Consider the following 12,122-nt stretch of genomic DNA (forward strand, 5'->3'; position numbering starts at 1 on the left):
GGTTCATTGGAGGGCTTCACGATGTCGATTAAGAAGCTCGAAGATGGTCGTTATTTGCTGGACATCAGGCCGAACGGACGCAAGGGAAAGCGCGTGCGTAAGGTATTTGACAAAAAATCGGTAGCGGTGGCCACTGAACGCTACATCATGGCGAACGCTGAAAAGCGGGAATATATACAGGGCTACCGTGATCGTCGAACGCTAAATGATTTGCTTGAGTTGTGGTGGATGTATCACGGCCAGCACAGGCGTAAGGCGGAAGAAGACCGAAAACAACTGCGCAACATAATCAATGAGCTTGGCGCTGATATGCAGGCTGTGGATCTTGATAAGCTGAAAATTATCGCGTGGCGTTCTCAAAAGATAGCTGATGGATTGAAACCGTCATCTGCTAACAGATACATGAATCGGTTATCCGGAATGTTTACAGTACTGAAGAAAATAGGCCTCTGGGATGCAGAGCATCCGGTAAGGGGGATTTCTATTCTTTATGTATCCCCACGAGAAATGGCTTTCCTGTCCCGGAAGGAAGTGGCGTTATTGCTCGATACACTGGAGGGCGATTACTGGCGTGTTGCGCTTTTGTGTTTAAGCACGGGAGCGCGCTGGAGTGAAGCCTGTAAGCTCCGTGGTGAACAGATAGTTCATAACCGTGTAACGTTTCTCGAAACCAAAAATGGCCGAAAGAGAACAGTGCCAATTTCGCAGGCGGTTTGTGAGGCGATCAAAACCAGAGAAACAGGCGGCTTGTTTGAGGTGAAGTACCGGGAATTCTGCTTGGCGCTGAAAAGAGTTAAGCCCGATTTGCCAAAAGGCCAGGCTGCACATGTGCTGCGGCATACGTTCGCCAGCCATTTTGTGATGAACGGAGGAAACATTATTGCGCTTCAGAAGATTCTTGGCCACGCAACCATTCAGCAAACAATGGCATATGCACATTTTGCACCGGATTACCTGCAGGATGCGGTGGCCCTTAATCCGCTGAAAGGTGGCGTGAGTGTCCACGCAGTGTCCACGGGGGATTAATTTTATATAGCCTGAAACGGCTTAAAGGGCGATACTGAATAACAATTTTTCAGTATTGCCCGTCTAAATGGTTATGTTGTTATCTGTATGATTATGAATGTTTTTTCAGATTAAACAGCAGTTTGCAAATGGGCGTTTGTTAATAAAGGAGCCTTAGATTGTCAGAGACTGAAAAAGGGTTAAAAATCCTTGTTGATGAAAATATGCCTTATGCCCGCGAATTATTTAGTCGTCTGGGGGAGGTGAAAGCGGTTCCGGGGCGTCCAATTCCAGTTGCTGAACTGGATGATGCAGATGCTTTGATGGTGCGTTCGGTCACGAAAGTGAATGAATCTTTGCTGGCAGGAAAACCGGTAAAATTTATTGGCACCGCGACCGCGGGGACGGACCATGTCGATGAAGCGTGGTTAAAGCAGTCGGGAATTGGTTTTTCTGCTGCACCTGGCTGCAATGCGATTGCGGTAGTGGAATATGTTTTCTCGTCACTGCTGATGCTCGCCGAACGCGATGGATTTTCACTGCACGAGCGTACCGTGGGGATCGTGGGCGTCGGCAACGTCGGGCGACGGTTACAGGCGCGGCTGGAAGCTTGGGGGATCAAAACATTACTTTGCGATCCACCACGCGCCGATCGTGGGGATGAGGGGGATTTCCGTCCTCTTGATGAACTGGTCGCGCAAGCAGACATTCTGACTTTCCATACGCCACTCTTCAAAGATGGTCCGTACAAAACGCGGCATCTGGCGGATGAAAAACTGATTCGCAGCCTGAAGCCGGGGGCAATTCTGATTAACGCCTGCCGTGGTGCCGTTGTCGATAATACCGCACTGCTGACCTGCCTGAATGAAGGTCAGAAGTTAAGCGTGGTGCTGGATGTCTGGGAAGGCGAGCCAGAACTCAACGTCGAGCTGCTGCAAAAAGTGGATATCGGCACGCCGCATATCGCGGGCTATACCCTCGAAGGCAAAGCTCGCGGCACAACGCAAGTGTTTGAAGCTTACAGCAAGTTTATTGGTCATGAACAGCACGTGGCGTTGGATACTTTACTGCCCGCGCCGGAGTTTGGCCGCATCACGCTGCATGGTCCGCTCGATCAGCCGACGCTAAAAAGGCTGGTGCATTTGGTGTATGATGTGCGCCGCGACGACGCACCGCTGCGTAAAGTCGCCGGAATACCGGGTGAGTTCGATAAACTGCGCAAAAATTACCTTGAGCGCCGCGAATGGTCGTCTCTGTATGTGATCTGTGATGACGCCAGCGCGGCGGCATTACTGTGTAAACTGGGTTTTAACGCCGTTCATCATCCGGCTCGTTAATCTCTTCTTCATGCTCTCTGCTGTAACATAGGCAGGGAGCTTTGCATTTTCTGGAGTAAACCACCATGTCTGAAGGCTGGAACATTGCCGTCCTGGGCGCAACTGGCGCTGTGGGCGAAGCCCTGATTGAAACGCTGGCTGAACGTCAGTTCCCGGTTGGGGAAATTTATGCACTGGCACGTAACGAAAGCGCAGGCGAACATCTGCGCTTTGGTGGTAAGACAATCACCGTGCAGGATGCCGCCGAATTTGACTGGACGCAGGCGCAACTGGCGTTTTTTGTCGCAGGCAAAGAAGCGACCGCGACCTGGGTTGAAGAAGCAACCAACTCAGGCTGCCTGGTTATCGACAGCAGCGGATTGTTTGCTCTCGAACCCGACGTACCGCTGGTGGTGCCGGAAGTAAACCCGTTTGTACTTGCTGATTACCGTAACCGTAATGTTATCGCCGTACCGGACAGCCTGACCAGCCAACTGCTGGCCTCTCTGAAACCGTTAATCGATCAGGGCGGATTGTCGCGTATTAGCGTTACCAGCCTGATTTCAGCCTCCGCCCAGGGCAAAAAAGCAGTCGATGCGTTAGCGGGGCAGAGTGCGAAATTGCTCAACGGTATTCCGATTGACGAAGAAGATTTCTTCGGACGTCAGCTGGCGTTCAACATGCTGCCGTTACTGCCGGACAGGGAAGGTAGTGTGCGCGAAGAACGTCGTATCGTCGATGAAGTGCGCAAAATCATGCAGGACGAAGGGCTGATGATTTCGGCAAGCGTCGTGCAGGCACCGGTATTTTACGGTCACGCTCAGATGGTCAACTTTGAAGCTCTGCGTCCGCTGGCGGCAGAAGAAGCGCGTGATGCCTTTACTCAGGGCGAAGATATTGTGCTTTCCGAAGAGAACGAATTCCCGACACAGGTGGGTGACGCTTCCGGTACGCCGCATCTTTCTGTGGGCTGCGTGCGCAATGATTACGGTATTCCAGAGCAAATCCAGTTCTGGTCGGTGGCCGATAACGTCCGTTTTGGCGGCGCACTGATGGCAGTGAAAATCGCCGAGAAACTGGTGCAGGAGTATCTGTACTAATGTCCGACCAGCAACAACCGCCAGTTTATAAAATTGCGCTGGGCATTGAGTACGACGGCAGTAGGTATTACGGCTGGCAACGGCAGAACGAAGTCCGCAGTGTGCAGGAGAAGCTGGAAAAGGCGCTCTCCCAGGTGGCGAACGAGCCCATCACCGTCTTCTGCGCCGGGCGTACTGATGCAGGCGTACACGGCACCGGGCAGGTAGTGCATTTCGAAACCACCGCGCAGCGCAAAGACGCCGCGTGGACATTAGGCGTAAATGCGAATTTACCTGGTGACATCGCCGTGCGTTGGGTTAAAGCTGTACCTGATGATTTTCATGCCCGATTTAGCGCCACGGCTCGCCGTTATCGCTACATCATCTACAATCATCGGCTGCGCCCGGCGGTGTTGAGTAAAGGTGTGACCCACTTCTACGAACCGCTGGATGCCGAACGGATGCATCGGGCTGCGCAATGCTTGTTGGGCGAGAATGATTTCACCTCATTTCGCGCGGTGCAGTGCCAGTCCCGAACGCCGTGGCGCAACGTTATGCATATTAACGTCACGCGACATGGTCCTTATGTGGTGGTAGATATCAAAGCGAATGCCTTTGTACATCATATGGTGAGGAATATTGTCGGTAGCCTGATGGAAGTAGGCGCCCACAACCAGCCAGAGAGTTGGATAGCAGAGCTGTTAGCGGCAAAGGACAGAACGTTGGCGGCAGCAACGGCGAAAGCGGAAGGGCTGTATCTGGTTGCGGTAGATTACCCTGACCGATTTGATCTTCCAAAACCGCCAATGGGCCCGCTGTTTCTGGCGGACTAATGAGAATAATGCTCTAAAAATTTCAGGCTGTAGCCAACGCAGTTACAGCCTGAGAAATGAAGAGTACAAGGCATAGGCAATTATGGACCTGATTTATTTCCTCATCGATTTTATTTTGCATATTGATGTGCATCTGGCTGAGCTGGTCGCAGAGTACGGCGTCTGGGTTTATGCCATTCTGTTTTTGATTCTGTTCTGTGAAACCGGGCTTGTGGTAACGCCATTCCTGCCTGGTGATTCGTTGCTGTTTGTCGCTGGCGCGTTGGCATCTCTGGAGACTAATGATCTCAACGTCCATATGATGGTGGTACTGATGTTGATTGCTGCAATTGTGGGTGATGCAGTCAACTACACCATTGGACGGTTATTTGGTGACAAACTGTTCAGTAATCCGGATTCGAAAATTTTCCGTCGTAGTTATCTTGATAAGACTCATCAGTTTTACGAGAGACATGGCGGCAAAACAATTATTCTCGCCCGTTTTGTACCGATCGTCAGAACGTTCGCGCCGTTCGTTGCGGGAATGGGCCACATGTCGTATCGTCATTTCGCCGCTTTTAACGTGATTGGTGCACTGTTGTGGGTACTGATTTTTACCTACGCAGGTTATTTCTTCGGCACGCTCCCTTTCATTCAGAGTAACCTTAAACTGATGATTGTTGGCATTATTTTTGTTTCAATATTGCCTGGGGTTTTCGAATTTATTCGTCACAAACGCGCTGCGGCCCGCGCCGCAAAATAAAAAGTAACTCCGCGGTTCGACCACTTTTTTATCCAAAGTTTCGGGCTGTTATGTTTTAATGTGCAACATTCATGGTCTGTTGGGGGCAAAAATGGCATTATGCGTCCCCAAAGATAAAACTGGCATCGAACCAGGTTCAGACAGAAAGGTCCCTAATGAGCTGGATTGAACGAATTAAAAGCAACATTACTCCCACCCGCAAGGCGAGCATTCCTGAAGGTGTGTGGACTAAGTGTGATAGCTGCGGTCAGGTTTTATACCGCGCTGAACTGGAACGTAATCTTGAGGTCTGTCCGAAGTGTGACCATCACATGCGTATGTCGGCGCGTAACCGCCTGCATAGCTTGTTAGATGAAGGCAGCCTTGTGGAGCTGGGTAGCGAGCTTGAGCCGAAAGATGTGCTGAAGTTCCGTGACTCCAAAAAGTATAAAGACCGTCTGGCCTCTGCGCAGAAAGAAACCGGCGAAAAAGACGCGCTGGTGGTGATGAAAGGCACTCTGTACGGTATGCCGGTTGTCGCTGCGGCATTCGAATTCGCCTTTATGGGCGGTTCAATGGGTTCAGTGGTTGGCGCTCGTTTCGTGCGTGCCGTTGAGCAAGCGCTGGAAGATAACTGCCCGCTGATCTGCTTCTCCGCTTCTGGTGGCGCACGTATGCAGGAAGCGTTAATGTCGCTGATGCAGATGGCGAAAACCTCTGCGGCACTGGCGAAAATGCAGGAGCGCGGGTTACCGTACATTTCTGTACTGACCGACCCGACTATGGGCGGTGTTTCTGCAAGCTTCGCGATGCTGGGCGATCTCAATATTGCTGAACCGAAAGCGCTAATCGGCTTTGCCGGTCCTCGCGTTATCGAACAGACCGTTCGCGAAAAACTGCCGCCAGGATTCCAGCGCAGTGAATTCCTGATCGAGAAAGGCGCCATCGATATGATCGTCCGTCGACCGGAAATGCGCCTGAAACTGGCTAGCATTCTGGCGAAGCTGATGAATCTGCCAGCGCCTAATCCTGATGCGCCGCGTGAAGGCGAAGTGGTGCCACCGGTGCCGGATCAGGAACCAGAGGCCTGATAACTGATAAGGGCAGGGCCACTGGCTCTGCCCTTTTGCTATTTATTCTCCCCGTAACGAATCAGCGGATACCATGATTATCAAACGCACTCTTCAAGCCGCGTCGCCTCTGGCTTCGTGGCTTTCTTATCTGGAAAACCTGCACAGTAAAACTATCGATCTCGGCCTTGAGCGCGTCAGCCAGGTTGCCGCGCGTCTTGGCGTCCTTAAACCTGCACCGTTTGTGTTTACCGTTGCGGGAACTAATGGCAAAGGCACGACCTGCCGTACGCTGGAGTCGATTCTGATGGCGGCAGGGTACAAAGTGGGTGTGTACAGCTCGCCGCATCTGGTGCGTTATACCGAGCGCGTTCGTATACAGGGCAAAGAACTGGCGGAGTCGGCCCATACGGCTTCTTTTGCCGAGATTGAGGCCGAGCGCGGCGATATTTCTTTGACTTATTTTGAATACGGTACGCTGTCGGCATTGTGGTTGTTCAAAGAGGCGCAACTCGATGTGGTGATTCTGGAAGTAGGTCTGGGCGGTCGTCTGGATGCGACTAACATTGTCGATGCTGATGTTGCCGTGGTGACCAGTATTGCGCTGGATCATACCGACTGGCTGGGGCCAGATCGTGAAAGCATTGGTCGTGAGAAAGCGGGGATCTTCCGCAGCGAAAAACCGGCAATCGTCGGTGAACCGGAAATGCCTTACACCATTGCCGATGTAGCACAGGAGAAAGGCGCACTGTTGCAACGTTGTGGCGTTGAGTGGAATTATTCCGTCGCTGACCATAACTGGTCATTTACCGACGCTCACGGCACGTTGGCGGGGTTACCGTTGCCACTTGTCCCGCAACCGAATGCCGCAACAGCGCTGGCGGCACTGCGTGCCAGCGGCCTGGAAGTCAGTGAAAAGGCAATTCGCGACGGTATTGCCAGCGCAATTTTGCCTGGACGTTTCCAGATTGTGAGCGAGACGCCACGCGTTATTTTTGATGTCGCCCATAATCCTCATGCGGCGGAATATCTTACCGGACGCATGAAAGCGTTACCGAAAAACGGGCGCGTGCTGGCGGTTATCGGTATGCTACATGATAAAGATATTGCCGGAACACTGGCCTGGTTGAAAAGCGTGGTTGATGACTGGTATTGTGCGCCACTGGAAGGGCCGCGCGGTGCCACGGCAGCACAACTGCTTGAGCATCTGGGGAACGGCAAACCATTCGATAGCGTTGCGCAGGCATGGGAAGCCGCAATGGCGGACGCTAAACCGGAAGATACCGTGCTGGTGTGTGGTTCGTTCCATACGGTCGCACATGTCATGGAAGTGATTGACGCGAGGAGAAGCGGTGGCGAGTAAGTTTCAGAATCGGTTAGTTGGCACTATTGTGCTGGTAGCTCTGGGAGTTATTGTGCTTCCAGGATTGCTTGATGGGCAGAAAAAACATTATCAGGATGAGTTCGCAGCGATCCCGCTGGTGCCGAAAGCGGGCGATCGTGACGAGCCAGATATGATGCCAGCCGCCACTCAGGCGTTGCCGACACAGCCGCCAGAAGGCGCGGCAGAAGAGGTGCGGGCAGGTGATGCCGCAGCGCCTTCGCTCGACCCGACAACCATTGCGGCCAATAATACCGTGTTTGAACCGGAGCCTGCACCGGTCGCTCCACCGAAACCGAAACCAGTGGATCCGCCTAAGCCGAAGGTTGAAGTGCCGCCCCCGCCGAAGCCAGAACCGAAGCCGGTTGTTGAAGAAAAGGCAGCGCCGACGGGTAAAGCCTATGTTGTGCAACTGGGCGCGCTGAAAAATGCCGATAAAGTGAATGAGATTGTCGGTAAGCTGCGTGGCGCGGGATATCGGGTTTATACTTCGCCGTCAACGCCAGTGCAGGGTAAAATCACCCGTATTCTCGTGGGGCCAGATGCCTCAAAAGATAAGCTGAAAGGATCGCTTGGCGAACTGAAGCAGATCTCTGGTTTGAGCGGCGTGGTTATGGCTACACGCCGAATTAATACGGTTTTACCTGATGCGACGCCAGCGCGTCTTATCAGGCCTGTGCTGGAGCAGAACCGTAGGTCGGATAAGGCGTTCACGCCGCATCCGACAATGGTTGCCCGATGCCGCAAAGGCATAAAAAGTCGATGGCGTTGAATATTTTTTCAGCGCCATTTTTATTGATGCGCGGGAAGGAAATCCCTACGCAAACGTTTTCTTTTTCTGTTAGAATGCGCCCCGAACAGGATGACAGGGCGTAAAATCGTGGGACACATATGGTCTGGATTGATTACGCCATAATCGCGGTGATTGCTTTTTCCTCTCTGGTTAGCCTGATCCGCGGCTTTGTTCGTGAAGCGTTATCGCTGGTGACATGGGGTTGTGCTTTCTTTGTCGCCAGTCATTACTACACTTACCTGTCAGTCTGGTTTACGGGCTTTGAAGACGAACTGGTTCGAAATGGGATTGCCATCGCGGTACTGTTTATCGCTACCCTGATCGTTGGTGCTATCGTGAACTTCGTGATAGGCCAGCTGGTGGAGAAAACGGGGTTGTCAGGCACCGATCGGGTGCTGGGCGTCTGTTTCGGTGCGTTGCGCGGTGTGTTGATTGTTGCTGCCATTCTCTTCTTTCTCGACTCCTTTACTGGAGTGTCGAAAAGCGAAGACTGGAGCAAATCACAGCTGATCCCGCAGTTCAGTTTTATCATCAGATGGTTTTTTGATTATCTGCAAAGCTCGTCAAGTTTCTTGCCCAGGGCGTAAGTGCTCTGAGATGTGGCTTAACGAGGAAAAAGACGTATGTGCGGTATTGTCGGTATCGCCGGTGTTATGCCGGTTAACCAGTCGATTTATGATGCCTTAACGGTGCTTCAGCATCGCGGTCAGGATGCCGCCGGCATCATCACCATAGATGCCAATAACTGCTTCCGTTTGCGTAAAGCGAACGGGCTGGTGAGCGATGTATTTGAAGCTCGCCATATGCAGCGTTTGCAGGGCAATATGGGCATTGGTCATGTGCGTTACCCTACGGCTGGCAGCTCCAGTGCCTCTGAAGCGCAGCCGTTTTACGTTAACTCCCCGTATGGCATTACGCTTGCCCACAACGGCAATCTGACCAACGCTCACGAGTTGCGTAAAAAACTGTTTGAAGAAAAACGCCGCCACATCAACACCACTTCCGACTCGGAAATTCTGCTTAATATCTTCGCCAGCGAGCTGGACAACTTCCGCCACTACCCGCTGGAAGCCGACAACATTTTCGCCGCCATCGCTGCTACAAACCGCTTAATCCGCGGCGCGTATGCCTGTGTGGCGATGATTATCGGCCACGGTATGGTTGCTTTCCGCGATCCTAACGGGATTCGTCCGCTGGTGTTGGGGAAACGTGATATCGACGAGAATCGCACAGAATATATGGTCGCTTCCGAAAGCGTTGCGCTCGATACGCTGGGCTTTGAGTTCCTACGTGACGTCGCCCCAGGCGAAGCGATTTACATCACTGAAGAAGGGCAGTTGTTTACCCGTCAGTGTGCTGACAATCCGGTCAGCAATCCGTGCCTGTTTGAGTATGTTTACTTTGCCCGTCCTGACTCGTTCATCGACAAAATTTCCGTTTACAGCGCGCGTGTGAATATGGGCACGAAACTGGGCGAGAAAATTGCCCGTGAATGGGAAGATCTTGATATCGACGTGGTGATCCCGATTCCGGAAACTTCCTGCGATATCGCGTTGGAAATTGCCCGAATTCTGGGTAAACCGTACCGCCAGGGCTTTGTTAAAAACCGCTATGTTGGTCGTACCTTCATCATGCCGGGTCAGCAACTGCGTCGTAAATCTGTGCGCCGTAAATTGAACGCCAACCGCGCTGAGTTCCGCGATAAAAACGTCCTGCTGGTCGACGACTCCATCGTCCGTGGCACCACTTCTGAGCAGATTATCGAGATGGCACGCGAAGCCGGAGCGAAGAAAGTGTACCTCGCTTCTGCGGCACCGGAAATTCGCTTCCCGAACGTTTATGGTATTGATATGCCGAGTGCCACGGAACTGATCGCTCACGGCCGTGAAGTGGATGAAATTCGCCAGATCATCGGTGCCGACGGTTTGATTTTCCAGGATCTCAACGATCTGATCGAAGCAGTTCGCGCTGAAAATCCGGATATCCAGCAGTTTGAATGCTCGGTGTTCAACGGCGTCTACGTCACCAAAGATGTTGATCAGGGCTACCTCGATTTTCTCGATACTTTACGTAATGACGACGCCAAAGCATTGCAACGTCAGAACGAAGTGGAAAACCTGGAAATGCATAACGAAGGATGATGCCTTCACTCAGGGTGCCAGTCTGGCACCCTGACTTGCAACTCTCGCCGAAATCCTGCAAAGTCTGCCAGCAAGTCTGACAGGGCAACTCTCTATGAAACGACTCATTGTAGGCATCAGTGGTGCCAGCGGCGCGATTTATGGCGTGCGCTTATTACAGGTTCTGCGCGATGTTGCAGACATCGAAACGCATCTGGTCATGAGCCAGGCGGCGCGCCAGACCTTATCCCTCGAAACGGATTTTTCCCTGCGCGAAGTGCAGGCGTTAGCCGATGTCACGCACGATGCGCGCGATATTGCTGCCAGCATCTCTTCTGGTTCTTTCCAGACGCTGGGCATGGTAATTTTACCCTGTTCAATCAAGACCCTTTCCGGCATTGTCCATAGCTATACTGATGGCTTACTGACCCGCGCGGCAGATGTGGTGCTGAAAGAGCGACGACCGCTGGTGCTCTGCGTGCGTGAAACACCGTTGCACTTAGGCCACCTGCGTTTAATGACTCAGGCGGCTGAAATCGGTGCGGTGATTATGCCTCCCGTTCCGGCGTTTTATCATCGCCCGCAATCCCTTGATGATGTGATAAATCAGACGGTTAACCGTGTTCTTGACCAGTTTGCGATAACCCTTCCCGAAGATCTCTTTGCCCGCTGGCAGGGCGCATAACTCTGCTGTTGCCCTGTTTCAGGGCAATTTTGCAACCGCGATCAAATCCTCGACATTTTGTTCCTTCCATTGAATCGAAACGCTGCGATTCAACCGCCATACCTGCTATCTTCAATTTCAGGACAATAATGCAACGTCTCATTAACATATTTTACGTTGAATGTTGCTGCTGTCGGCAAGATGGCATAAGACCTGCATGAACGAGCCTGCAAACACACAACACAATACACAATATAAAAAAGCCATTTCACTTGAGGGTTATGTATGAAGAAGTCGATTCTCGCTCTGTCTTTGTTAGTCGGTATCTCCGCAGCAGCTTCCAGCTACGCGGCGCTGCCGGAGACGGTACGTATCGGAACGGATACCACCTATGCACCGTTCTCATCGAAAGATGCCAAAGGTGACTTTGTTGGCTTTGATATCGATCTCGGTAACGAGATGTGCAAACGGATGCAGGTGAAATGTACCTGGGTTGCCAGTGACTTTGATGCGCTGATCCCCTCACTGAAAGCGAAAAAAATCGACGCTATTATTTCGTCGCTCTCCATTACCGATAAACGTCAGCAGGAGATTGCTTTCTCCGACAAGCTGTACGCCGCGGATTCCCGTCTGATTGCCGCTAAAGGTTCGCCGATTCAACCAACGCTGGATTCACTGAAAGGTAAACATGTCGGAGTGCTGCAAGGCTCCACTCAGGAAGCCTACGCTAACGATACCTGGCGCAGTAAAGGTATTGATGTTGTGGCTTATGCCAACCAGGATTTAGTTTATTCCGATCTGGCTGCGGGGCGTCTGGATGCTGCGTTACAAGATGAAGTCGCCGCTAGTGAAGGATTCCTTAAGCAACCTGCCGGTAAAGAGTTCGCCTTTGCTGGCCCTTCAGTGAAAGACAAAAAATACTTCGGTGACGGTACCGGTGTCGGGCTGCGTAAAGATGATGCCGAACTGACAGCCGCCTTTGACAAAGCGCTTGGCGAGCTGCGCCAGGATGGTACTTACGACAAGATGGCGAAAAAGTACTTCGATTTTAATGTCTATGGTGACTGATACGTCGCAGGGAAGCTGCATCTGATAGCGTCATTATCATGGTGCATTATAGGTTTGTTGCACTATCGTGGT

The 12,122-nt window shown here is 52.0% G+C and carries 11 protein-coding genes and 1 pseudogene; all 12 read left to right on the forward strand.

Annotated elements, in window-relative coordinates:
• Positions 1-21 precede the first annotated feature (21 nt).
• Positions 22-1,026, forward strand: a complete 1,005-nt coding sequence (locus AACU94_RS04710; protein WP_119181204.1) for a phage integrase — start codon at positions 22-24, stop codon at positions 1,024-1,026.
• Positions 1,027-1,184: 158 nt separating this feature from the next.
• On the forward strand, positions 1,185-2,342 hold the full coding sequence (pdxB, locus tag AACU94_RS04715; RefSeq protein ID WP_135489018.1) for a 4-phosphoerythronate dehydrogenase PdxB: 1,158 nt from the start codon (positions 1,185-1,187) through the stop codon (positions 2,340-2,342).
• 65 nt (positions 2,343-2,407) lie between these two features.
• On the forward strand, positions 2,408-3,421 hold the full coding sequence (locus AACU94_RS04720) for an aspartate-semialdehyde dehydrogenase (protein ID WP_130207262.1): 1,014 nt from the start codon (positions 2,408-2,410) through the stop codon (positions 3,419-3,421).
• Complete coding sequence (gene truA / locus AACU94_RS04725) at positions 3,421-4,233, forward strand: tRNA pseudouridine(38-40) synthase TruA (RefSeq protein WP_001283597.1); 813 nt, start codon at positions 3,421-3,423, stop codon at positions 4,231-4,233. Before AACU94_RS04720 ends, truA begins: the two co-directional genes overlap by 1 nt.
• A gap of 82 nt (positions 4,234-4,315) precedes the next feature.
• On the forward strand, positions 4,316-4,975 hold the full coding sequence (locus AACU94_RS04730; protein WP_000364330.1) for a DedA family protein: 660 nt from the start codon (positions 4,316-4,318) through the stop codon (positions 4,973-4,975).
• 155 nt (positions 4,976-5,130) lie between these two features.
• Positions 5,131-6,045 carry an acetyl-CoA carboxylase, carboxyltransferase subunit beta gene (accD, locus tag AACU94_RS04735; protein WP_064526523.1) on the forward strand — a complete coding sequence of 305 codons (915 nt, stop codon included), beginning with the start codon at positions 5,131-5,133 and terminating at the stop codon, positions 6,043-6,045.
• 73 nt (positions 6,046-6,118) lie between these two features.
• Positions 6,119-7,387 carry a bifunctional tetrahydrofolate synthase/dihydrofolate synthase gene (gene folC, locus AACU94_RS04740; protein ID WP_135489019.1) on the forward strand — a complete coding sequence of 423 codons (1,269 nt, stop codon included), beginning with the start codon at positions 6,119-6,121 and terminating at the stop codon, positions 7,385-7,387.
• Positions 7,377-8,038, forward strand: a pseudogene (gene dedD, locus AACU94_RS04745) (cell division protein DedD). The gene folC and the pseudogene dedD overlap by 11 nt, the downstream one beginning before the upstream one ends.
• 258 nt (positions 8,039-8,296) lie before the next feature.
• Positions 8,297-8,785: a colicin V production protein gene (cvpA, locus tag AACU94_RS04750; protein ID WP_000262113.1), complete on the forward strand. Its 489-nt coding sequence runs from the start codon at positions 8,297-8,299 to the stop codon at positions 8,783-8,785.
• 36 nt (positions 8,786-8,821) lie between these two features.
• A complete protein-coding gene (purF, locus tag AACU94_RS04755; protein ID WP_135489020.1) occupies positions 8,822-10,339 on the forward strand; it encodes an amidophosphoribosyltransferase in 1,518 nt (505 codons plus the stop codon).
• A gap of 94 nt (positions 10,340-10,433) precedes the next feature.
• Positions 10,434-11,003, forward strand: coding sequence for a flavin prenyltransferase UbiX (gene ubiX / locus AACU94_RS04760; RefSeq protein ID WP_000825688.1), 570 nt, complete (start codon positions 10,434-10,436; stop codon positions 11,001-11,003).
• Positions 11,004-11,267: 264 nt separating this feature from the next.
• Complete coding sequence (gene argT, locus AACU94_RS04765; protein ID WP_064526540.1) at positions 11,268-12,050, forward strand: lysine/arginine/ornithine ABC transporter substrate-binding protein ArgT; 783 nt, start codon at positions 11,268-11,270, stop codon at positions 12,048-12,050.
• Positions 12,051-12,122 lie beyond the last annotated feature (72 nt).

Origin of the sequence: Escherichia sp. E4702 (assembly GCF_963883545.1) — a bacterium.
GTDB lineage: Bacteria > Pseudomonadota > Gammaproteobacteria > Enterobacterales > Enterobacteriaceae > Escherichia.

Coding starts and splice junctions, on each gene's coding strand:
- ubiX (WP_000825688.1), top strand. CDS start 10,434: ATGAAACGACTCATTGTAGGCATCAGTGGTGCCAGCGGCGCGATTTAT.
- argT (WP_064526540.1), top strand. CDS start 11,268: ATGAAGAAGTCGATTCTCGCTCTGTCTTTGTTAGTCGGTATCTCCGCA.
- AACU94_RS04710 (WP_119181204.1), top strand. CDS start 22: ATGTCGATTAAGAAGCTCGAAGATGGTCGTTATTTGCTGGACATCAGG.
- purF (WP_135489020.1), top strand. CDS start 8,822: ATGTGCGGTATTGTCGGTATCGCCGGTGTTATGCCGGTTAACCAGTCG.
- accD (WP_064526523.1), top strand. CDS start 5,131: ATGAGCTGGATTGAACGAATTAAAAGCAACATTACTCCCACCCGCAAG.
- AACU94_RS04730 (WP_000364330.1), top strand. CDS start 4,316: ATGGACCTGATTTATTTCCTCATCGATTTTATTTTGCATATTGATGTG.
- AACU94_RS04720 (WP_130207262.1), top strand. CDS start 2,408: ATGTCTGAAGGCTGGAACATTGCCGTCCTGGGCGCAACTGGCGCTGTG.
- folC (WP_135489019.1), top strand. CDS start 6,119: ATGATTATCAAACGCACTCTTCAAGCCGCGTCGCCTCTGGCTTCGTGG.
- cvpA (WP_000262113.1), top strand. CDS start 8,297: ATGGTCTGGATTGATTACGCCATAATCGCGGTGATTGCTTTTTCCTCT.
- truA (WP_001283597.1), top strand. CDS start 3,421: ATGTCCGACCAGCAACAACCGCCAGTTTATAAAATTGCGCTGGGCATT.